Annotated in this window: 17 protein-coding genes; 12 read left to right on the plus strand and 5 right to left on the minus strand. The window is 71.5% G+C overall.

Annotated features, from left to right (window positions below; all coding sequences use genetic code 11):
• The first annotated feature begins 88 nt into the window (after positions 1-88).
• Positions 89-2,008, plus strand: coding sequence for an excinuclease ABC subunit UvrC (uvrC, locus tag EV292_RS11200; RefSeq protein WP_132909273.1), 1,920 nt, complete (start codon positions 89-91; stop codon positions 2,006-2,008).
• Positions 2,009-2,142: 134 nt separating this feature from the next.
• On the opposite strand, the gene EV292_RS11205 is transcribed toward uvrC, so the two are convergent.
• Entirely contained in the window at positions 2,143-3,909 is a 1,767-nt protein-coding gene (locus EV292_RS11205) for a methyl-accepting chemotaxis protein (RefSeq protein WP_165927079.1), read from the minus strand.
• Positions 3,910-4,185: 276 nt separating this feature from the next.
• Between EV292_RS11205 and recO the strand changes: the two genes are divergently transcribed.
• A complete protein-coding gene (recO, locus tag EV292_RS11210) occupies positions 4,186-4,917 on the plus strand; it encodes a DNA repair protein RecO (protein WP_132909275.1) in 732 nt (243 codons plus the stop codon).
• Between the two features lie 28 nt (positions 4,918-4,945).
• Complete coding sequence (gene leuB / locus EV292_RS11215) at positions 4,946-5,998, plus strand: 3-isopropylmalate dehydrogenase (RefSeq protein WP_132909276.1); 1,053 nt, start codon at positions 4,946-4,948, stop codon at positions 5,996-5,998.
• A 175-nt stretch (positions 5,999-6,173) separates the two neighbouring features.
• Here leuB and EV292_RS11220 read toward each other — a convergent pair whose 3' ends face one another.
• Positions 6,174-7,427 (minus strand): glycosyltransferase family 39 protein, encoded by a 1,254-nt coding sequence (locus EV292_RS11220; RefSeq protein WP_243693719.1) that lies wholly within the window; start codon positions 7,425-7,427, stop codon positions 6,174-6,176.
• 173 nt (positions 7,428-7,600) lie between these two features.
• Between EV292_RS11220 and EV292_RS11225 the strand changes: the two genes are divergently transcribed.
• From EV292_RS11225 to EV292_RS11240, 4 genes are read left to right on the plus strand one after another with little or no spacing between them, the layout of a single operon-like run.
• Positions 7,601-8,806 carry an aminotransferase class I/II-fold pyridoxal phosphate-dependent enzyme gene (locus EV292_RS11225; protein WP_132909277.1) on the plus strand — a complete coding sequence of 402 codons (1,206 nt, stop codon included), beginning with the start codon at positions 7,601-7,603 and terminating at the stop codon, positions 8,804-8,806.
• Between the two features lie 11 nt (positions 8,807-8,817).
• Positions 8,818-9,216, plus strand: a complete 399-nt coding sequence (gene apaG / locus EV292_RS11230; RefSeq protein WP_132909438.1) for a Co2+/Mg2+ efflux protein ApaG — start codon at positions 8,818-8,820, stop codon at positions 9,214-9,216.
• The gene (locus tag EV292_RS11235) at positions 9,213-10,004 is read left to right on the plus strand and encodes a LysR family transcriptional regulator (protein ID WP_132909278.1); all 792 of its coding nucleotides are present in this window, start codon (positions 9,213-9,215) and stop codon (positions 10,002-10,004) included. Before apaG ends, EV292_RS11235 begins: the two co-directional genes overlap by 4 nt.
• A complete protein-coding gene (locus EV292_RS11240; protein WP_132909279.1) occupies positions 9,956-10,519 on the plus strand; it encodes a GNAT family protein in 564 nt (187 codons plus the stop codon). The genes EV292_RS11235 and EV292_RS11240 overlap by 49 nt, the downstream gene beginning before the upstream one ends.
• 10 nt (positions 10,520-10,529) lie before the next feature.
• Here EV292_RS11240 and EV292_RS11245 read toward each other — a convergent pair whose 3' ends face one another.
• The gene (locus tag EV292_RS11245; protein ID WP_132909280.1) at positions 10,530-11,561 is read right to left on the minus strand and encodes a LacI family DNA-binding transcriptional regulator; all 1,032 of its coding nucleotides are present in this window, start codon (positions 11,559-11,561) and stop codon (positions 10,530-10,532) included.
• A 177-nt stretch (positions 11,562-11,738) separates the two neighbouring features.
• On the opposite strand from EV292_RS11245, the gene EV292_RS11250 reads away from it, so the two are divergent.
• From EV292_RS11250 to EV292_RS11260, 3 genes are read left to right on the plus strand one after another with little or no spacing between them, the layout of a single operon-like run.
• Positions 11,739-12,980 (plus strand): MFS transporter, encoded by a 1,242-nt coding sequence (locus EV292_RS11250; RefSeq protein ID WP_132909281.1) that lies wholly within the window; start codon positions 11,739-11,741, stop codon positions 12,978-12,980.
• Entirely contained in the window at positions 12,977-14,584 is a 1,608-nt protein-coding gene (locus EV292_RS11255; RefSeq protein WP_132909282.1) for a glycoside hydrolase family 43 protein, read from the plus strand. Before EV292_RS11250 ends, EV292_RS11255 begins: the two co-directional genes overlap by 4 nt.
• A 58-nt stretch (positions 14,585-14,642) precedes the next feature.
• Positions 14,643-16,571 (plus strand): glycoside hydrolase family 127 protein, encoded by a 1,929-nt coding sequence (locus EV292_RS11260; RefSeq protein ID WP_132909283.1) that lies wholly within the window; start codon positions 14,643-14,645, stop codon positions 16,569-16,571.
• A 16-nt stretch (positions 16,572-16,587) separates the two neighbouring features.
• Here EV292_RS11260 and EV292_RS11265 read toward each other — a convergent pair whose 3' ends face one another.
• Positions 16,588-17,121 carry a hypothetical protein gene (locus EV292_RS11265; RefSeq protein WP_132909284.1) on the minus strand — a complete coding sequence of 178 codons (534 nt, stop codon included), beginning with the start codon at positions 17,119-17,121 and terminating at the stop codon, positions 16,588-16,590.
• A gap of 172 nt (positions 17,122-17,293) precedes the next feature.
• A complete protein-coding gene (locus tag EV292_RS11270) occupies positions 17,294-18,226 on the minus strand; it encodes a LysR substrate-binding domain-containing protein (protein WP_132909285.1) in 933 nt (310 codons plus the stop codon).
• 188 nt (positions 18,227-18,414) lie between these two features.
• Between EV292_RS11270 and EV292_RS11275 the strand changes: the two genes are divergently transcribed.
• Complete coding sequence (locus EV292_RS11275) at positions 18,415-21,609, plus strand: efflux RND transporter permease subunit (protein WP_132909286.1); 3,195 nt, start codon at positions 18,415-18,417, stop codon at positions 21,607-21,609.
• The gene (locus tag EV292_RS11280; protein WP_132909287.1) at positions 21,602-22,780 is read left to right on the plus strand and encodes an efflux RND transporter periplasmic adaptor subunit; all 1,179 of its coding nucleotides are present in this window, start codon (positions 21,602-21,604) and stop codon (positions 22,778-22,780) included. The genes EV292_RS11275 and EV292_RS11280 overlap by 8 nt, the downstream gene beginning before the upstream one ends.
• Positions 22,781-22,784 lie beyond the last annotated feature (4 nt).

Raw genomic sequence — 22,784 nt, forward strand, 5'->3', positions numbered from 1 at the left:
CGAGTTCAGGATGACGGCACTGGGAGGACGCGCACGTCGTGCACCCACCCCGTTGTCCCGCGCCGCGCCAGCCCTTAGATCGCCCGCGATGAACGGCAGTTACGGCCCACCCGACCGCTTCAACGAGGCGCAGGCCACCTTCACGATCCGCGGCGCCGACGCCCCCGACCTCAAGGCGGGCGAGGCGGCGATCCGCAACGTGCTCAAGACGCTGCCGCTCAAGCCCGGCGTCTATCGCATGCACGACGCCAAGGGCGACGTGCTCTACGTCGGCAAGGCGCGTGCGCTGAAGAACCGCGTCGCCAACTACGTCCAGGTCGAGCGCCTGCCCAAGCGGCTCCAGCGGATGGTGTCGCAGACCCGATCGATGACGATCGTCACCACCAACAACGAGGCCGAGGCGCTGCTGCTCGAGGCGCAGCTGATCAAGCGCTACCGGCCGGCGTACAACGTGCTGCTGCGCGACGACAAGAGCTTCCCCTTCATCCTGCTGCGCGCCGACCACGACTTCCCGCGCATCCAGAAGCACCGCGGCGCGCGCCGCGCCAAGGGCGATTATTACGGCCCCTTCGCCAGCGCGGGCAGCGTCAACAACACGCTCAACGCGCTGCAGAAATTGTTCCTGCTGCGGAGCTGCACCGACGGCTTCTTCAAGACGCGCGACCGGCCCTGCCTGCTCTACCAGATCAAGCGCTGCTCCGCCCCGTGCGTCGGCCGGATCGACACCGCCGGCTATGCCGATCTGGTGAGCGACGCCAAGAAGTTCCTCGCCGGCAAGGCCACCGACGTTCAGGCCAAGCTGGGCGCGCAGATGCAGGCGGCGGCCGAGAACATGGATTTCGAGCTGGCGGCGGTGCTGCGCGACCGGCTCAAGGCGCTCACCTTCATCCAGGGCTCGCAGTTCATCAACGCGGAAGGGGTGGGCGACGCCGACATCTTCGCGCTCGCCAGCCACGAGGGGCTGATCGGGATCGAGGCCTTCTTCATCCGCGGCGGGCAGAATTGGGGCCACCGCAGCTTCTTCCCCGCGCACACCGCCGACGTGCCCGAGGACGAGGTGCTCACCCAGTTCATGATGCAATTCTACGAGGAGGTGCCGCCCGCGCGCACCATCCTGATCGACCGCCTGCTGCCCGAGGCCGAGCTGCTGACCCAGGCCTTGTGCGAGCAGGCCGGGCGCAAGGTGGAGCTGACCGTGCCCCAGCGCGGCGTGCGCAAGCGGCTGCTCGATCAGGCCAGCCGCAACGCCCAGGAGGCGCTGGAGCGCCGCCTCGCCGAGAGCACGACCCAGGCGCGGCTGCATCGCGAGCTGGCCGAGCTGTTCGAGCTGGGCGACTCGCCCGACCGGATCGAAGTCTATGACAACAGCCATATTCAGGGCAGCAACGCGCTCGGCGCGATGGTGGTCGCGGGGCCGGAAGGGTTCCGCAAGGGCCAGTATCGCAAGTTCAACATCAAACAGGCCGCGACCGACGACGATTATGCGATGATGCGCGAGGTGCTCCAGCGCCGCTTCGCGCGCGCGCTGGAGGAGGACCCCGACCGCGACGGCGAGGCCTGGCCCGACCTGGTGCTGCTCGACGGCGGTCGCGGCCAGCTCAACGCCGCCAAGGCGGTGCTGGAGGATCTCGGGATCGAGGACGTATGCCTCGTCGGCGTCGCCAAGGGGCCGCACCACGGCCGCGAGGGGCGCGAGATATTCCACCTGATGGACGGGCGCGAGCTGACGCTGCCGGTCAACTCGCCGCTACTCTTCTATCTCCAGCGGCTGCGCGATGAGGTGCACCGCTTCGCCATCGGCGCGCATCGCGCCAAGCGCGCCAAGGCGATCGGCGCGAGCCCGCTCGACGAGGTCCCCGGCATCGGCCCGGCGCGCAAGAAGGCGCTGCTGATGCATTTCGGCACCGGCCGCGCGGTGCGCAATGCCAGCCTGGAGGACCTGCGCAAGGCGCCGGGGGTGAGCGCGGCGGTGGCGCAGCAGGTCTACGACTTCTACCACGCGCGCTGACACGCGCTGGCGTCCGCTTCCCGCGACCGAGCCGCGCGCGCCGGCGGGCGTCGGGCCGCGAGCGACGATGAGGATCGGACCGCGCGCGCGATCTGCGCTTGCTTGGTCGCCCGCAAACCGAACCGCGCGGCCGCTCACACCGCGCGGATCAGCGCCCGCGCCTCACGCTCGGGGCGGCGCGCGGGCGGCGGCGGGGGCGCGCTCGCGGCGAGGTCGAACGCCGCGATCTCGCGCGCGAGCAGGTCCGCCTGGTCCGTCAGGCCGCGCGCCGCCGCGGTCGCCTGCTCCGCCATCGCGGCATTCTGCTGGGTCACCCCGTCGATGCTCGACACCGCGTCGTTGACCTGTTGCAAGCGCGCCGCTTCCTCCTCGGCGGAGCGCGCGATCTCGACGATCAGCTGGTTGATCTCGCCCACCCGCGCGATGATCCGCTTGAGCGAATCGGCCGCGCTGTCGACCAGCTGTACCCCGCGCGCGACCTCCTCGGTGGAGGCGGTGATGCGCGCCTTGATGTCCTTGGCCGCCTCGGCGGAGCGCTGCGCCAGCGCGCGCACCTCCGCCGCCACCACCGCGAAGCCACGCCCGGTGTCCCCCGCGCGCGCCGCCTCCACCCCGGCGTTGAGCGCCAGCAGGTTGGTCTGAAAGGCGATGCCGTCGATCACCGAGATGATCTCGCCGATCTCGGCCGAGGTGTGGCGGATCGTGTCCATCGCCGCCGCCGCGGCCTCGACGATGCGCCGCGATTCCTCGGCCTCCTCGCGCGTGGTGCGCGCGGCCTGACGCGCGGTACCCGCGCCGGTCGCGGTCTGGCGCACCGAGGCGGTGATCTCGTGCATCGCGGTGGCGGTCTCGCCCAGGCTCGCGGCCTGCTGCTCGGTGCGTTGCGCCATATGGTCGGAGGCGAGCCGGATCTCGGCCGAACTGGCGCGCACCATCTCGCCGGTCTCGCGCACCTCGGTCAGCGCGTGCGAGAGCTGCTCCACCGCGGTGTCATAGGAGCGCGCGATCGCGCGATAATCGCCCGGCAGCGCGTCGCCCAGCCGCAGCGTCAGCCGCCGCTGCGCGAGGCTGTCGAGCGCACCCGCGAGCCGTTCGACCGTCGTCGCCTGGGAGCGCGTCGACTCGCGCCGCTCGATCGCGGCGCCGCGGAACGCCTCGATCGCGCGCGCGAGCACGCCGATCTCGTCGTCGCGATCGCTCCCCGTCAGCGTCAGCTCCAGCTCGCCGTCGGCGAGCCGCTTGGTCACCGCCGCGATCGCGAGCATCGGACTGAGCAGATGGCGGAACAGCAGCGTCACCCCGGCGACGATGATCACCATCAGCGCGACCGCCAGCAGGCCCAGGACGGTCATCGTGGTGTGCAGCCGGATCGTCGAGATATGGTCGATCTCCACGCGCGCCGCATTGGCCAGCCGGACGAGGTCTCCCACCGCGACGCGATGGCGCTGATAGAGGTCGCTGAGCCGCGCGTAGCTGGTCTCCGCCACGCGCGTGTCGCCGCGCGCCAGCGCGGGCAGGTAGACGTCGTCCAGCTCGCGATAATAGGCCGAGGCGGGGCGCGCGATCCGCTCGACCCCCTCGCGCAACGTCGCATCGAGGTCGCTGCCGCGCCAGCGCGCGACGCTGGCCTGGTACGCGCGTTCGTGCCGGGCGAGCGACGCGCGCCGCTGCGGCAGCGTCTCGGGATGCTGGCGCAGCAGCGACGTCTCCAGATGCGGTTCGATCAGCGTGGCCTCGGGTGGGGCGACCGAGGCGCTGAAGTCGTCGACCAGCTCCGCCGCGTGATCGAGCGGCCCACCCACCCGGATGATCGAGACCTGCACTGCGGTGATGAGCGTGACCAGCAGCATCGCGGCGAGTATCACCGCGGCGCCGATCTGGCATGTGCGTTTGATCTGCATACGGCTTCCCCCCGGAATGGTCCGCCGGGCTTCAACATCACCCGGCCGGTCGCGACAAGCCGGGCGGGGCGCCGCGTCGCCGCCGCGGGTAAGATGCGAGTTGTTCGCAACTAGTGCGGCGAAGCTGCGGTCTAAGGTGATTTTCGCGCCGTGGCACCGGCGTTGCCCGCCGCCGCCGTCGCCGGATCGGGTCATCGTCGCGGCCTGCAAACGATTGTGAGGACGGTCGTCACGCTCGATGATGCACGCGCGCGCGGCGGCGCCTATCTAGGCGCGATGCACCTCGCCGCCGACGCTCTGGTCCTCTCCGCCCGCGCGCACGGCGAGCATGGTGCGGTGGTGCGCGGCTTCACCCGCGACGACGGGGTGCGCCCCGGCTATGTTCGCGGCGGTCACTCGCGCCGGCTGCGCCCGTCGCTCCAGCCGGGCAACGTCGTCCGCGGCGACTGGCGCGCGCGCAGCGACGAGCAGCTCGCCGCGCTCACCGTCGAGCTGGTGCACAGCCGCGCGCCGCTGTTCGCCCAGCCGCTGCCCGCCGCCGCGATCGAATGGCTGTGCGCGCTCACCGCGGGCGCCTTGCCCGAGGCGCAACCCTATCCGCGACTCCACGACGCGCTCGCCGCGGTGTTCGACGCGATCGAGGCGGCGCCGAGCGCGCAGGGCTGGGCCGGCAGCGTCGCGCGCTACGAGCTGCTGCTGCTCGCCGAGCTCGGCTTCGGGCTCGACCTGAGCGGCTGCACCGTCACCGGCGCGCGCGACGATCTCGCTTATGTCAGCCCGCGCAGCGGCGCCGCGGTGAGCCGCGCCGGCGCGCTCGGCTATGAAGCGCGGCTGCTCGCGCTGCCACCGTTCCTGCTCTCGGGCGGGGTCGCGAGCTGGGACGAGGTGCTCGCCGCGCTGGCGCTCACCGGGCATTTCCTCGCGCGCGACGTGCTGGTCGATCGCCGCCGCGACCTGCTCGCCGCGCGCGAGCGGCTGGTGGCGCGGCTTGCACGGGCGGTTGCGTGAGCGCGCGCGCCGCGCCATGCGGTGCGGCATGACCGACTCCACACTGATCGCGATCCTGCCCGGCGACGGCATCGGCCCCGAAGTGACGCGCGAGGCGCGCCGCGTGCTCGAGGCGCTCGACCTCGGCCTCACTTTTGAGGAGGCGCCCGTCGGCGGCGCGGCCTATCGCGCCAGCGGCCACCCGCTGCCGCCGGAGACGCTGGCGCTGGCCGATCGCGCCGCGGCGGTGCTGTTCGGCGCGGTGGGTGACCCGGCGTTCGACTCGCTCGAGCGCGCGCTGCGCCCCGAGCAGGCGATCCTCGGCATCCGCAAGCATCTCGGCACCTTCGCCAATCTCCGCCCGGCGCGGATCTTCCCCGGCCTGGAGGACGCCTCGACGCTCAAGCCCGAGGTGGCGCGGGCGATCGACCTGGTGATCGTGCGCGAGCTCAACGGTGACGTCTATTTCGGCGCCAAGGGCCGCGGTATCACCGCCGAGGGCAAGCGCGAGGGGCACGACCTGATGCGCTATGACGAGGACGAGGTGCGCCGCATCGCGCGTGTCGGTTTCGAGACCGCGGCGAAGCGGCGCGGCAAGCTCTGCTCGGTCGACAAGGCGAATGTGCTGGAGACGTCGCAGCTGTGGCGCGACGTGGTGATCGAGGTGGCGGCGGACTATCCGCAGGTCGAGCTGACTCACATGTACGTCGACAATGCCGCGATGCAGCTGGTGCGCAACCCGGGCGCGTTCGACACGATCGTGACGGGCAATCTGTTCGGCGACATCCTGTCCGACCAGGCGAGCATGTGCGTCGGCTCGATCGGCATGCTGCCCTCGGCCGCGCTCGATGGCGCGGGCAAGGGGCTGTACGAGCCGATCCACGGTTCGGCGCCCGATATCGCGGGGCAGAGCAAGGCCAATCCGTGCGCCGCGATCCTCTCGGCGGCGATGCTGCTGCGCCACTCGCTCGGGCAGGACGCGGCGGCGGACCGCGTCGAGGCGGCGGTCGCCGCGGCGCTGGGGTGCGGGCTGCGCACGCCGGACATGGGCGGTGACGCGAGCACCGCCGCGATGGGCGAGGCGGTGCTGGCGGGATTGTGAGGGCGGTGGCGTCCGCGGAACCAACGGCTGCTCTCCTGTCGGCGTCACCCTGATGTCGTTGCAGGATCCTTTGTGCCGCCGACTCAGTGTCGGTGGCGCCTGCGGTACAGTGGATCCTGAAACGAGTTCAGGATGACGCCAGAGCGGCGAGCGCCGCAGCCGCCGCGCGCGCCCCTCACACCCAGCTCGGGAACCACGTCCAGCGGTGGAAGGCTGCGGCATGCGCCAGCGGGGCAGCGGTGAGCACCGGCAGGAAGTAGAGCGCCAGCGCGAACGCCAGCAGCAGATACGCTTCGTCCCACCACCCCAGCCGCGCGCGCCAATGGTCCAGCGCCACCGCCAGCGCGACGCTGAGGAACACGCTCGCCGGATAGTAGTAATAATAGAAGCCCAGCGACTTGGGGATCATCGCGAAGATCCCCACCGCGAAGGTCCACAGCATTGCGGGCGCGAGCAGCCGCGCTGATCCGCGCTTCACCCAGCCCCAGTAGCACACCGCCACCGCCGCCAGCCCGCCCCACATCACCGCCGGGTTGCCGAGCAGGATGATGCCGCGCTGCGCCCCGTCGACCGGCTCGTAGAGGTACCAGATCGGGCGGATCAGCAGCGGCCAGGTCCACCAGTCCGACTGATAGGTGTGCTGCGGCAGCTTCTGCGTCTGGCGCAGGTACATGTCCCATTGGAACGGCAGCAGCCGCGCGACCGTCATCGGCTCGTTGGCGTAGAAGAAGGCGGGGGCGAAGGTGAGGAAATACACCGCCATCGACACCCCGCCCAGCAGCGCCAGCGCGCGCACCGCGCCGAGCCCCGGCCAGCGCGCGGGCCGCTCGCGTTTCATCAGCACGAAGGTCACCGCCGCCGCGGCCACGTACGGCGCCGCGACCCATTTGCACGCGGTGGCGAGCCCCAGCAGCGCCGCGCCCGCGGTCCAGCGCGCCACGCTGCCGTCGCGCATCGCCGCGGTGAGCAGCACGATCCCCCACAGCAGGAAGGCGAGCAGGAAGGTGTCCAGCATCGCGATCCGCGCCTGCACGTAGACGGTGAAGCCCAGCAGCGCGAGCAGCGCGCCGGTCAGCGCGGCGCGGGTGCGCCCGGTCAGCAGCCAGGTCAGCGCGAACACCCCCGCGATCGTCGCGCTGCCCGCCACGGTCGACATCGCGCGCCAGCCCAGCGGTGCGTCGCCGAACAGCCGCAGCCCCAGCGCGATCAGCTCCTTGGCGAGCAGCGGGTGCTCCATATTGGCGGGGCCGCTGAGATCGCGCAGCGCGCGCGCGGCGGGCAGGTAATGGACCTCGTCGAACACCGGCTTGTCGGGCACGGTGACGCGGAACAGGAACAGCAGCTCGGCGGCGAGCGCGATCGCCAGCGTGAGTAACCAGGGGCGGGGCGTCGTCACCGTCTCGTCGCGTGCGGCCATCAACTTCCTCACCCGTGCTCCTGCGCACGCAGGAGCCCAGGGCAGCGAGCGTGGCGGGTCATCACCCTGGGTTCCTGCCCGCGCAGGAACACCCGGCTCCCTTGCGGCAGCGTGGCCGCCGCGACAAGCCTCCCCCCTGCGCTGCCCCTTGTCTCCGCGCGCCGCCGGGGGCTAAGCGTGCGCGCATGAAGCGGCGTAGCGGACAGGACCGGTCGGTCACCCAGCATTGGCGCCCCGCCACCCTCGCGGTGCGCGGCGGCACCGCCCGATCCGAGTTCGGCGAGACCTCGGAGGCGATCTTCCTCACCTCGGGCTACAGCTACGACTGTGCCGAGGACGCCGCGGCACGCTTCGCCGGTGAGCAGGAAGGGATGACCTATTCCCGCCTGCAGAACCCGACCGTCGAGATGCTGGAACACCGCATCGCGCTGCTCGAGGGCGCCGAGGCGTGTCGCACCATGGCGACGGGCATGGCGGCGATGACCGCGGCCCTACTGTGCCAGCTCCAGCAGGGCGACCATGTCGTCGCCGGTCGCGCCGCCTTCGGTTCGTGCCGCTGGCTGGTCGACACCCTGCTGCCGCGCTTCGGCATCCAGTCGACCACGGTCGATGCGCGCGATCCGGGTGCGTTCGAGGCGGCGGTGCGGCCCAACACCAAGGTCTTCTTCTTCGAGACCCCCGCCAACCCGACGATGGATGTGGTCGACCTCAGGGCCGTGTGCGGCATCGCGCGCGAGCGCGGGATCGTCAGCGTGGTCGACAATGCCTTCGCCACCCCCGCGCTCCAGCGCCCGCTCGAGTTCGGCGCCGACGTGGTCGCCTATTCCGCCACCAAGATGATGGACGGGCAGGGCCGCGTGCTCGCCGGCGCGGTGTGCGGCAGCGAGGATTTCATCACCAACACGTTGCTGCCCTTCACGCGCAACACCGGGCCGACGCTCAGCGCCTTCAACGCCTGGGTCGTGCTCAAGGGGCTGGAGACGCTCGACCTGCGCGTCCGTCGCCAGTCGGAGAACGCAGTCACGGTCGGGCGCTTCCTCGAGGGCCGCGTGCCGCGGATCCTGCATCCCGGCCTGCCGAGCCACCCGCAACACGCGCTGGCGATGGCGCAGATGGTCGCGACCGGCCCGATCTTCGCCTTCGAGGTGGCCGATCGCGCGCAGGCGCACGCACTGCTCAACGCGCTGGAACTGATCGACATTTCGAACAATATCGGCGATTCTCGCTCGCTGATGACGCACCCCGCCTCCACCACCCATTACGGCGTCAGCGCCGAGGCGCGCGCCGAGATGGGCGTGACCGAGGGGCTGTTGCGGCTCAACGTCGGGCTCGAGGACCCGCAGGACCTGATCGACGATCTCGACCAGGCGCTCCGGCAGGTCGGCCTATGACCGCGATCGGCATGGAGGCGCTGTTCCCGCTCGCCGCTACGACCGGGACGGTCACCGTGCGGGTCTCGGTCAGCTATCTGCCCGAACAGTCCGAGCCCGCGCGCGGTCGCTGGTTCTGGGCCTATCATATCCGGCTGGAGAATGACGGCGAGGGCGCGGTGCAGCTGCTCACGCGCCACTGGGTCATCACCGACGGCAATGGCGCGCGCCATACGGTAGAGGGCGAGGGCGTCGTCGGCGAGCAGCCGCTGATCGCGCCGGGCGCGAGCTACGATTATGTCTCGGGCTGCCCACTGGCCACGCCCAGCGGCGCGATGCAGGGCAGCTATCGCATGATCGCCGAGGACGGGCAGCTGTTCGACGTCGCCATCCCGCGCTTCGCGCTGACCGCGCCGGCGGTGGCGGAGTGAAGCGCACCCACCTGCCGCTCAACGGGCTGCGCGTGCTCGACGCGGCGGCGCGCCACCTCTCCTTCACCCGCGCCGCCGACGAACTGGCGGTGACCCCCGCCGCGGTGGGCCAGCAGATCCGCGCGCTGGAGGACACGCTGGGCGTCGTCCTGTTCCGCCGCACCACCAAGGGGCTGGAGCTGACCCCCGAGGGCGAGGCAGGGCTCGCGCCGCTGCGCCAGGGCTTCCTCGAGTTCGAGGAAGCGGTGCGCGCGATGCAGGCGGGCCAGTCGTCCAAGTCGCTGACGATCGCGGCGCCGCGCGACGTCACCGAGAAGTGGCTGCTGCCGCGCCTCGCCGAGATCGCCGCCGGCGACGCCGAGCTGCGCTTCGCGCTGGTCGCGGCCGACGACAATGTCGATTTCACCGAGGCCAATCTCGACCTCGCGATCCGCTGGGGCGAGGGCCCGGGCGCGCTGGAAGGCGAGGCGATCGAGAGCGAGGGGCTGGTGACAGTGGAGCGTGCGGGCGGCGGCGCGGCGGCGGTGATCCACTGGCCCGGCGCCCCCACGGGCGACGGCGCGCCGCAGGTGCGCGTCGGGGACGCGGGGCTGGCGATCGACGCCGCCGCCGCGGGGCTGGGGCGCGCCACCGTGCCCGAGCTGCTCGCGACCCGCGACATCGCCGCCGGGCGGCTCGTCGTGGTCGGCGAGGCGATGCCGTCGCGGCTCGGCTATTGGCTGATCGCGCCGACCCCGCAATGGCGCCAGCGCAAGGTGCAGGCGCTGGTCGAGGCGCTGGGCGGGTGACGCCGCGGCTCGCGACCGCGCGGCTGGTGCTGCGCGCGCGCGTGCCCGACGATGCCGAGGCGCTGTTCGCCGCGATGGGCGATGCCGCGACGATGACCTGGTGGTCGCACGCGCCGGTCGAGTCGGTCGCCGCGCTGCGTGCCTATCTCGCCGAGCGCGACAACGGGAGCTGGCGGGCCTGGGCGGTGACGGTGGCAGAGGACGACACGGCGATCGGCTTCGTCGCGGCCGGCGAGAAGCGCCCGGGAGTGGCCGAGATCGGCTATCTGCTGGTCCCGGCGGCGCAGCGGCGCGGCTATGCGCGCGAGGCGGTCGGCGCGGTGATCGGGCGGCTGTTCGCCGAGGGATATCGCCGCGTCTTCGCCGACACCGATCCGGACAATGTCGGCTCGAACCGACTGCTCGAGTCGCTCGGCTTCCGACGCGAGGGGCTGCTACGCGCCGAGTGGGAGACTCATATCGGCGTGCGCGACACGGTGCTGTGGGGATTGCTGCGCGACGAGTGGCGCGGCTGATCCGCTGCCGTCATTCCTTCGCCGGCGGCGCGGTCGACTCGCGCTCCACCAGCATATGGTCGAGCACGCGCGACACGCTGCGCGCGGCTTTCCCCTGCGCCGCGCGCATCTCGTCGATCAGCAGCCGCAGCGCCTCGCCCGCGAGCTCCTGCACCGGCTGGCGGATCGTCGTCAGCGGCGGCCATAAAGTGGTCGCGGCGATGCTGTCGTCGATCCCGGTCACGGTGAGATCGCGCGGCACGTCGAGGTGGCGGCGGTGCGCGACCGAGACCACCGCCGCCGCCATGTCGTCGTTGCTGGCGAAGATCGCGCTCGGCGGCGACGGCGCATCGAGCAGCCGCTCGCCCGCGATTAGCCCCGAGGCGTAGCTGAAATCACCTTGCGCGACGCAGAACTCCACCCCCGCCGCGCGTGCCGCCTCGGTGAAACCGGCGAGCCGCTCCGCGCTGGCGGACTGGCCGGGGTTGCCGACGATGAAGCCGATCCGCCGGTGCCCCAGCGCGATCAGGTGGCGCGTCATGTCGTGCGCGGCGCGGTGATCGTCGATCCCGACCGAGATCGTGTCGGGCACGCGCCCGCCCACCACCGCCATCGGCAGCCCCGCGTCGCGCAGGATCTGGCGCACCGCCCCCGACTCGCCGAGCGGCGGGGTCAGGATCACCCCGCCGATCCCCGAGGCGATCAGCTGCTCGATCTCGGCGTGGGTCGGCACGCCGCCCTGCTTGCCCTTGAGCAGGATCAGCTGCGCCGCGCGCGCCGAGGCCTCCTCGAACACGCCCGCGAGGAAGCCGCTCATGAACGCCGCGCTGGGGTTGGCGTAGATCACGCCGATGCGGATCTCGCGCGAGGTGACCAGGCTGCGCGCCGACAGATTGGGAGTGTAGTTGAGCTCGCGGATCGTCGCGTTGACGATCACCCGCGTCTCCTCGCGCACGCCGGGATCGCCGTTGATCACGCGCGAGACCGACATCGGCGACACGCCGGCCTTCTTCGCGACGTCGATGATCGTCACCCCGCGGCGACGTCCCTTCGGCTGGGGCACGCTGATCCCTGTCGCTGCGCCGGCGAACCGCCGCCGGGCTCCTTTCTGCCGAGGACGTGCATCCGCGCCCGCGCTCTCGTCAATGCCGCGCGTGTCGGCGTGGCGCGGAACGAGACGCTTGTCATCGCCCCGTCGACGCGGGTACGACGCGGTTGGTAACGTTACCTAGGAGGGCGGGTGCCGCGTTTCCCTTACGTGCGCTGGACGATCATCGCGTTGTTCGTCGTCGCGATGGTCATCAACTATCTGGCGCGCAGCATCCTGGGCGTCGCCGCGCCCGCGATCATGGCGGAGCAGGCGATCTCGTCCGCGCAATATTCGTGGATCACCGGCGCCTTCCAGCTCGGCATCATGTTCCAGCCGGTGGCGGGCTATCTGCTCGACGTGATCGGGCTCAAACTGGGCTTCACGCTGTTCGTCGCGGCCTGGTCGCTCATCACCGTCGGCCACGGCCTGGCGAGTGGCTGGGTCGGGCTCGCGGGGCTGCGCGGCGCGCTCGGGCTGGTCGAGGGATCGGCGCAGCCCGCGGGGATGAAGGTGGTGGCCGAGTGGTTCCCCGCGCGCGAGCGCGGGGTCGCGGGCGGCATCTACCAGATCGGTGCCTCGTTCGGCGCGGTGTTCGCGCCGCCGCTGGTCGCCTGGGCGATCTTCCATCACAGCTGGCGCGCGGCCTTCTTCGTCGCGGGCGGGCTGGGGCTGGTCTGGGTCGCCGCCTGGCTGTTCTGGTATGCGCCCCCGGCGCGCCACCGCCGGCTGTCGCCCGCCGAGCGCGCGCTGATCGTCGAGGGGCAGGAGGCCGCGCTCGCGCAGCGGCGGCGCCGTCCGCCGCTCGGCGAGCTGCTCCGCCGCCGCAACCTCTGGGCGATCGCGGGCGCCCGCTTCCTCGCCGATCCGGTCTGGGGGATGCTGTCGCTGTGGATGCCGCTGTATCTGGTCCAGGCGCGGCATTTCGATCTCAAGCAGATCGCGCTGTTCGCCTGGCTGCCCTTCCTCGCGGCGGACCTGGGCTGCCTGTTCGGCCCGGCGGTGGTGGCCTGGCTGCAGCGGCGCGGCGTCGGGCTGATCGACGCGCGGCGCGGCGCCTTCACGCTGGGCGCGGTGCTGATGACGGGGATGATCTTCGTCGGCACCGTGACGAGCCCGGTCGCGGCGGTGGCGCTGCTGTGCCTCGGCGGCTTCGCGCACCAGACGCTGTCGGTGACCGTCATCACCATGGTGTCCGACCTGTTCCCGCAGGACCAGGTCGCGACCGCCACCGGCATCTCCGGCACCGCGGCCAATCTCGGCGTGCTGATCTTTACGCTGGTGCTGGGATCGCTGGTCGACCAGGTCGGCTATCAGCCCTTCTTCATCCTGCTCGGTCTGCTCGACCTGCTCGGCGCCGTGCTGCTCTGGACGAACATTCGAAAGCCCGCATGACCCTCCGCAATCCCATTCTCCGCGGGTTCAACCCCGATCCCTCGATCGTGCGCGTCGGCGACGATTATTACTGCGCCACGTCCACGTTCGAATGGTTTCCGGGGGTGCAGATCCACCATTCGCGCGATCTGGCGACGTGGCGGCTGGTGGCGCGCCCGCTGCGCCGCCCGAGCCAGCTCGACATGCGCGGCGACCCGGATTCGTGCGGCGTCTGGGCCGCCGACCTCAGCTTCGCCGCGGGGCGCTTCCACCTCGTCTATACCGACGTGAAGCGCTACGGCCGCACCACCGTCGACGGCGCCGCGGGCGTGTCGCTGCGCGATTTCCACAATTACCACGTGTCGTGCGATCGCATCGACGGCGAGTGGAGCGATCCCGCGCACCTCAACAGCAGCGGCTTCGACCCCGCGCTGTTCCACGACGACGACGGGCGCAGCTGGCTGCTCAACATGCTGTGGGATCATCGCCCGGGCCGCGGGCGCTTCGCGGGGATCGTGGCGCAGCAGGCCGATCTCGCCGCGGGCAAGCTGGTGGGCGACCGACGGATGATCTTCGCGGGCTCGCCGCTGGGCTTCACCGAGGGGCCGCACCTCTACAAGCGCGACGGCTGGTATCATCTGCTCGTCGCGGAGGGCGGGACCGAGCGCAACCATGCGGTGGTGATGGCGCGCTCGCGCGCGCTGTTCGGCCCCTATGAGATCCATCCCGACGGCGCGGTGCTGACCGCGCGCGAGCGCCCCGATCTGCCGCTCCAGCGCACCGGCCACGGCGACCTGGTCGAGACGCCCGAGGGGGCGACCTTCATCGTCTATCTGTGCGGCCGCCCGCTGCCCGAGAGCGACCGCTGCGTGCTCGGGCGCGAGACCGCGATCCAGCCGATGCGCTGGGACGAGGATGGCTGGCTGCGCACGCTCGACGGTATTGGCACCCCGATGGCGGAGGTGCCCCAGCTCCCCGCCGGGCGCGACCCCGCGCCACTGGACGAGCGCGCCGTGTTCGACGGCCCCGCGCTGCCCGACGCCTTTCAGTGGCTGCGGACGCCCGATCCCGACCGGATCTTCAGCCTGGCGGCGCGACCGGGCTGGCTGCGGCTCTACGGGCGCGAGACGATCGGCAGCCAGTTCACCCAGGCGCTGGTGGCGCGGCGCCCGGAGGCGTTCCGCTACGCGGTGGAGACGCTGATCGATTATGCCCCCACCAGCTACGAACAGGCGGCAGGGCTGGTCTGCTATTACAATGCCACCAAATTCCACTTCCTCCACCTCACCGCCGACGACGACGGCGCGCGGCGGCTCCAGGTGCTGTCGGTGCTGCCGACCGGCGAGGGCGTGAGCCAGATGACCGCGCCGCTCGCGGTGCCGGACGGGCCGCTGGCGCTGCGGATGGCGGTGGACCATGAGGCGCTGCGCTTCGCCTATCGCGCCGCCGACGCCACCGAATGGACCTGGCTTGCCGAGACGTTCGCGGCGGACCTGATCTCCGACGAGGCGACCTTGCCCGGCCTGCCCAACTTCACCGGCACCTTCGTCGGCATGGCGTGCCAGGACATGTCGGGGAACGGCACCGCGGCGGACTTCCGCCATTTCGACTATAGCGAGGCGTGATCGCGCCGCGGCGCGACGAGATCGGCGGGAGACGGACGTGAGCGGCGAGACGTGCAGCATGATTCCCTCACGGCGCGGCTTCCTCGCCTCGGCCGGCACCGCGGCGCTGGTCGCGGGCACCGCCACCCCGGCGCGCGCGATTGCCGCCGCCACGCCTGCGCCCGCGGCCGCGCCGGCGCTCAGCGGCTTCGACCTCGCCGACGTCGACCTGGCGGAGAGTCCCTTCCTCCACGCGCAGCGGATGACCGAGGCCTATCTGCTGCGGCTCGACCCCGACCGGATGCTCCACAATTTCCGCGTCAATGCCGGGCTGAAGCCCAGGGCACCGGTCTATGGCGGGTGGGAATCGGAGCCGATCTGGAACGAGATTAACTGCCACGGCCACACGCTCGGCCATTATCTCTCCGCCTGCGCGCTGGCGTGGCGCGCGACGCGCGACCGCCGCTTCCGCCGCCGCGTCGATCATATCGCGGGCGAGCTGGCGGCGTGCCAGCGCGCCGCCGGCTCGGGGCTGGTGTGCGCTTTTCCCAAGGGGCCGGCGCTGGTCGCGGCGCATCTGCGCGGCGAGCCGATCACCGGCGTGCCCTGGTACACGCTTCACAAGGTCTATGCCGGGCTGCGCGATGCCGCGCTGCTGGCGGACAACGCCACCGCGCGTGCGGTGCTGATCCGCTTCGCCGACTGGGCGGTGGTGGCGACGCGCCCGCTGTCCGACGCGCAGTTCGAGACGATGCTCGGCACCGAGCATGGCGGGATGAACGAGGTGTTCGCCGATCTGTTTCTGATGACCGGCAACGCCGATTATCAGGCGATGGCGCGGCGCTTCTCGCACAAGGCGCTGCTCGACCCGCTCTCGCGCCGGCGCGACCATCTGGACGGCCTCCACGCCAACACGCAGATCCCCAAGGTGGTCGGCTTCGAGCGCGTCTATGCCGCCACCGGCGACCCGGCCTATCGCGACGCCGCCGAGTTCTTCTGGCGGACGGTCGCGCACACGCGATCCTTCGCCACCGGCGGCCACGGCGACGCCGAGCATTTCTTCGCCGGAGCGGAGATCGAGCGCCACGTCTTCTCGGCCAAAGGGTCGGAGACGTGCGGCCAGCACAACATGCTCAAGCTGACGCGCGCCTTGTTCCTGCGCGACCCGCGCGCCGATTACGCCGATTATTACGAGCGCACGCTCTACAACGGCATCCTCGCCTCGCAGGACCCCGACAGCGGCATGGCGACCTATTTCCAGGGCGCGCGGCCGGGTTACATGAAGTTGTACCACACGCCGGAGGATTCCTTCTGGTGCTGCACCGGCACGGGGATGGAGAATCACGTCAAATATCGCGACTCGATCTACTTCCACGACGATCGCTCGTTATACGTGAACCTGTTCATCCCCTCGACCGTGCGCTGGGCGGCGCAGGGCGCGACGCTGACCCAGACCACCGCCTTCCCCGAGACGCCGACCACCGCGCTGCGCTGGACGCTGCGGCGCCCGACCCGGCTGGCGCTGCGGCTGCGCCATCCCGGCTGGAGCGCGGACGCGGTGGTGCTGGTCAACGGCCGCGAGGTGGCGCGCTCGACCGCGCCGGGCAGCTATGTCGCGGTGGAGCGCGAGTGGCACGACGGCGACCGGGTCGAGCTGCGGCTGGCGATGCGGGTCGCGGTCGAGCGGGCCGGGGCGGCGCCGGACATCGTCGCGCTGACCTATGGCCCGCTGGTGCTGGCGGGGGCGCTCGGGCGCGACGGGCTCGCGCCGGGCGCGGACATCGTCGTCAACGAGCGTCGCTACGGCGACTATAACGCGACGCCTTTCGCGGCGCCGACGCTGGCGGGCGATCCCGCCACGCTGGCGGCGGCGGTGAGCGCGGGGGAGCGTCCGCTCGAGTTCACGATCGCATCGGCGCAGCACCAGCCGGTTCGGCTGATCCCTTATCACCGCATCGCGCACGAACGCTACGCCACCTACTGGCGGGTCGACACCGGCACCGCCTGAGCCGCGGCGCGCGCGCTCAGGGGACCGACAGCGGCCCCTCGAGCCGGTGCGGGAACCAGCGGAACAGCGCGTTCGACAGCGCGGTGGCGACCGCGCCGGGCGCACCCGCGGGGGTGCCGCTCGCGCGCGCGGTGGTGGCCTCGCCGGTCCAGACCACGCGATCGTCGCGCCGCAGCGACACGGTCGCGACCAGCCGCGTGACGATCAGCGGGTGGAGCTGCTGCTTGCGCGTCGGCAGGCTCATCGACAGGCCACCGCCGCTCAGGCTGGGCGTCGCGGTGGCGCCGCCGCTCGCCCCCGGCGAGGACACCACGCCATTGGCCACCTCGCTCACCGCGAGCCGCGCGACATAGCGGCTGTGCCCCGCATCGGGCAGCGGGATGAACTGCGCGTGCGACAGCGCGTCGCGCGCCGCTTCCAGCAGCGCGGGCGCCATGTCGTCGCGCAGCGCCTCGGCCGCCTCGATCTGCACCGCGATCGTCCCGGGGGTGGGGGCGTCCTCGTCCGCGGGTGCGGCGATCGCGGCGAGCAGCGCCAGCGCGATCAGCATTCGTCGGGTCCGGCGTGACCGGGCGCGGTGGGGCGGCGTGCGGTGTCCGGCGCTGGCGCAGCGCCACGCGCGCGCCAGGTGCTGCCTCGCTGGGGATCGTCCATCGCTCGCCTCGCTTCCGCTGTCATCGCGCCCAACGTGCGGCGCGCGCGGTCGGTCCGTCCCGCGACGCTCAGTTCGCCGACGCTGCGTCGGCGCGCGCCGAGGCCGTCGGTTCTTCCTCCTCCGCGGCGACGATGTCGAGGAAATTGGCGCAGGCGCGCGACGGGGCGAGCGGGTGGACCAGCCACATCGCGCTGCTCGCCTCGGCGTCGACCAGCGCGGTATAGGCGAGCCCCGCCGACTGGAGCGCGCACAGGGACGCCGCCACCACCGTGATCCCCACGCCAGCGGCGACCAGCCCGAGCAAGGTCGACACCTCGCGCACGGTCTGGGCGACGCGCGGTTCGGCGCCGCCCGCGCGCATCAGCGCGAACAGCTCCTCGGTGAAGCCGCCGCTGCGGTCGCTGGCATAGACCACCAGCGGGAAGCCGGCGACGTCGCGCAGCCGCAGCCCCGCGCGGCCCGCGAGCGGATGGTCGGGGCGCGTCGCCAGCACGAGCCGCTCGGTCAGCAGGCGCGTGGCGGCGAGCGCGGAGGGCAGCGCCGGGCAGCCCGCGCTGCGCAGGAAGCCGAGGTCGAGCGCGTCGGCGGCGATCTGCTCCACCTGCGCCGGCCCCGCCACCTCGGTCAGCGCGAGCCGGACGTCGGGGTAGCGCCGGCGGAAGGCGTGGATCGCGGCGGCGACGCGCGGGATGAACGGGGCGGAGGCGTTGAAGCCGACACGCAACTCGCCCAGCTCGCCGCGCGCGGCGCGGCGCGCGACAGAGACTGCCTTGTCCGCCTCGGCCAGCGTGCGCCGGGCCGCGTCGAGAAAGATCGTGCCCGCCTCGGTCAACGCGACGCGGCGGCTGGTGCGATCGAGCAACCGCACCCCCAATTCGTCCTCCAGCGCGCGGATCTGCTGGCTGAGCGGCGGCTGCGAGATCCCCAGCCGCGCCGCCGCGCGCGCGAAATGCAGGTCCTCCGCGACCTGGACGAAATAGCGCAAGTGGCGCAGCTCCATGATCGATAGCCTGTACGTATCAATCGAGGTGGAAACAATATTAGACAAAGCGGTAACCAACGCCGATGGCGCGCGGCGCGGTGGGTCATCCCGTCGCCGTTCCAAACTGGTCGACTCGCCGTCGTCCGCCTAGGCTGCGGCGCGACGCCGCGCACCGGGGCGAACGTCACCAACGGAAAGCTGTGCCCATGATCGGCATCGTTCGGATAGCGCTGGCGCGGCCGCTGACGTTCATCGTCATGGCGATCCTGATCGCGATCGTCGGCATCCTCGCGGCGGTTCGCACCCCGGTCGATATCTTTCCCGACATCCGCGTGCCGGTGATCGCCACCGCGTGGCAATATGCCGGCCTGTCGCCCGAGGAGATGTCGGGGCGGATCATCACGCCGTTCGAGCGCGTGCTGACCACCACCGTCAACGACATCGACCATATCGAGAGCCAGTCGCTGCCCGGCATCGGCGTGGTGAAGATCTATTTCCAGCCCGGCGCCGACATCCGCACCGCCACCGCGCAGGTCACCTCGGTGTCGCAGACCGTGCTCCGCCAGCTGCCGCCGGGCATCACCCCGCCTTTGGTGCTCAACTACAGCGCCTCGACGGTGCCGATCGTCCAGCTCGCGCTGTCGGGGAAGGGGCTATCCGAGGGGCAGATGTTCGATCTCGCCAGCAACCAGGTGCGCCCCGGGCTGGTGACCGTGCCGGGGGCGGCGATCCCTTATCCCTCGGGCGGGCGCCAGCGCCAGATCCAGATCGACCTCGACCCCGACGCGCTCCAGTCCAAGGGGCTGTCGGCGCAGGACGTCGGCAACGCGATCGCGGCGCAGAACCAGATCAACCCGGCGGGCTTCGCCAAGATCGGCGGCTTCCAGTACAGCGTCCGCCTCAACAATGCGCCCGGCTCGATCGAGGAGCTCAACAACATCCCGGTCAAGGTGGTGGGCGGCGCCACCATCTACATGCGCGACGTGGCGCACGTGCGCGACGGCTCGGCGCCGCAGACCAACGTCGTGCATGTCGACGGCGCGCGCTCGGTGATCATGACCGTGCTCAAGAACGGCGCCACCTCGACGCTGGCGATCGTGCAGGGGATCAAGGACGCTTTGCCCAAGATCCAGGAGACGCTGCCGAGCACGCTCAAGATCGTGCCGATCGGCGACCAGTCGCTGTTCGTCCGCGCCGCGGTGGAGGGCGTGGTGAAGGAAGGCGCGATCGCGGCGGCGCTGACCAGCCTGATGATCCTGCTGTTCCTCGGCTCGTGGCGCTCGACCGTGATCATCGCGATCTCGATCCCGCTGGCGATCCTGTCCGCGATCATCGGCCTGGCGGTGACGGGCAACACGCTCAACACGATGACGCTCGGCGGCCTCAGCCTCGCGGTCGGCATCCTGGTCGACGACGCGACGGTGACGATCGAGAACATCAACTGGCACCTCGAGCAGGGCAAGCCGGTCCACCGCGCGATCCTCGACGGCGCGGCGCAGATCGTCACGCCCGCCTTCGTCTCGCTGCTGTGCATCTGCATCGTGTTCGTGCCGATGTTCTTCCTGCCGGGCGTCGCGGGCTTCCTGTTCGTGCCGCTGGCGCTGGCGGTGGTGTTCGCGATGATCGCCTCGTTCATCCTGTCGCGCACGCTGGTGCCGACCATGGCGATGTATCTGCTCCAGCCGCATCACGCGGGCGACGACCCGCACGGCGCCGGCGCGCCCGCGTCGCGCAACCCGCTGGTGCGCTTCCAGCGCGGCTTCGAGGCGCGGTTCGAGCGCATCCGTCTCGGCTATGGCGCGATGCTCGAGCGCGTGCTCGCCGCGCCCAAGGGGTTCGTGATCGGCTTCCTGGCGGTGGTGCTGCTGTCATTCGGGCTGGTGCCCTTCCTCGGGCAGAACTTCTTCCCCTCGGTCGACGCGGGGCAGATCGCGATGCACGTGCGCGCGCCGGTCGGCAGCCGGATCGAGGAGACGTCGGCCGAGTTCGACCGCATCCAGCGCCGCATTCGCCAGATCATCCCGGCGGAGGAACTCGTCTCGGTGGTCGACAACATCGGCCTGCCGGTCAGCTCGATCAACACGACCTACAACAATTCGGGGACGGTCGGCCCGCAGGACGGCGACGTGCTGATCCAGCTCGCCGAGGATCACGCCCCGACCGACGATTACGTCCGCCGCTTGCGCGAGCAGCTGCCGCGCGATTTCCCCGGCGCCACCTTCTCCTTCCTGCCCGCGGACATCACCAGCCAGATCCTCAACTTCGGCGCGCCCGCCCCGATCGACATCCAGGTCACGGGCAAGGACGCCGCCGCCAATGCCGCCTACGCGCAGAAGATCCTCCGCCGCATCGCCAAGATCCCCGGCCTGGCCGACGCGCGCATCCAGCAGTCGGCGCGGTACCCGCAGCTCAACGTCGCGGTCGACCGCAGCCGGATCGGGCAATATGGCCTGACCGAGCGCGACGTGACGACCAGCCTGGCGAGCTCGCTGGCGGGCACCGCGCAGACCGCGCCGGTGTTCTTCCTCAACCCCGACAACGGCGTGTCCTATCCGGTGGTGGCGCAGGCGCCCGAGTATCGCGTCGGCTCGATGAGCGATCTGTCGAGCATCCCGGTGACCGGTACCAGCGGGCGCTCGCAGGTGCTGGGCGGACTCGGCACGATCGTGCGGAGCAACGCGCCCGCGGTGGTGTCGCACTATAATATCGCGCCGGTGGTCGACATCTTCGCCACCCCGGCTGGGCGCGACCTCGGCGCGGTGGCGGGCGACATCCGCGCGGTGCTCGACGAGCTCAAGGCCGAGGCGCCCAAGGGCGCCACCGTCACGCTGCGCGGCCAGTACGCCACGATGAACAGCGCCTTCTCCGGCCTGGGCTACGGGCTGCTCGGCGCGATCGTGCTGATCTACCTGCTGATCGTGGTGAACTTCCAGAGCTGGCTCGACCCGTTCGTGATCATCACCGCGCTGCCCGGCGCGCTCGCGGGGATCATCTGGATGCTGTTCGTCACCGGCACGACCCTGTCGGTGCCCGCGCTGACCGGCGCGATCATGTGCATGGGCGTCGCCACCGCCAACGCGATCCTGGTGGTGAGCTTCGCGCGCGAGCGGCTCGCCGAGCTGGGCGACGCCACCGCCGCCGCGCTGGAGGCGGGGATGACCCGCTTCCGCCCGGTGATGATGACCGCGCTGGCGATGATCATCGGCATGTTGCCGATGGCGCTGGCGCTGGGCGAGGGCGGCGAGCAGAACGCGCCGCTCGGCCGCGCGGTGATCGGCGGGCTGCTGGTCGCCACCTTCGCCACCTTGATGTTCGTCCCCGTCATCTTCAGCCTCGTCCACCGCCGCCGCGCCGCCGCGCCCGCGCCCGCGGCCAGCCATCTGGAGCAAGCCCATGTCTGAGGCGTCGGTCGAGACGTCCCCCCCGACGCCCCCCGCCGCGCCGGCCCGCTCGCTGCGCACCGCGGGCATTGCCGCGGCGGTGATCGCGCTCGGCGTCGTCGGCGTCGGCATCGCGACGCGCTCGCGCAGCGACAGCAGGCTCGCCGACTGGACCGCGGCGCAGTCGACCCCGACCGTCGCGGTGATCCAGCCCAAGCCCGCCGCGGCGACCGGCGCGCTGACGCTCCCCGCCAACCTGCAGGCGATCAACAGCGCGCCGATCTTCGCGCGCACCAGCGGCTACGTGCGCAGATGGTATGTCGACATCGGCGACCCCGTCCGCGCCGGCCAGACGCTGGCGGTGCTCGACGCGCCCGAGATCGACCAGCAGCTCGTCGCCGCGCGCGCCGATCTGGAGACCGCGCGCGCCAACCAGCAGCTCGCCGCCTCCACCGCGACGCGCTGGCGCAACATGCTCGCCAAGGACGCGGTGTCGAAGCAGGAGACCGACGAGAAGGTCGGCGACCTCGCCGCCAAGACCGCGGTGACCAACGCGGCGCGCGCCAATGTCGCGCGGCTGACCTACACGCAGGGCTTCACCCGGCTGATCGCGCCCTTCGCCGGCATCGTCACCAGCCGCTCGACCGACATCGGCGCGCTGGTCACCGCGGGAACGGCGGCGTCGACGCCCTTGTTCACCGTCTCCGACGTGCGGCGGATGCGCGCCTATATCCGCGTGCCGCAGAATTACTCGGCGCAGATCCACCCGGGGATGCACGTGACGCTGACGTTGCCCGAATATCCGGGCCGTTCGTTCGACGCGACGCTCACCCGCTCCGCCGGCGCGGTGGAGCAATCGTCGGGCACGGTGCTGGTGCAGGTCGAGGCGCCCAACCCGGACCGCGCGCTCAAGCCCGGCGCCTATGCGCAGGCGAGCTTCCCGGTCGCGGGCGCGAGCGGCGCGGTGGCGCTGCCCGCCAGCGCGCTGATCGTCGGCGAGAGCGGCACCCAGGTCGCTTTGGTCGGGGCGGACGGCAAGGCGCACCTGCGTACGATCCGGATCGGGCAGGACCATGGCAACACCGTGGAGGTGAGCTCGGGCGTCACCCCGCGCGACCGCGTGATCGACAACCCGCCCGACTCGCTCGCCGACGGCGACGCGGTGCAGGTGCAGAAGGCGGGCGCGCGGTGAGGAG

Origin of the sequence: Sphingomonas sp. BK235 (assembly GCF_004345855.1) — a bacterium.
Classification (GTDB): domain Bacteria; phylum Pseudomonadota; class Alphaproteobacteria; order Sphingomonadales; family Sphingomonadaceae; genus Sphingomonas.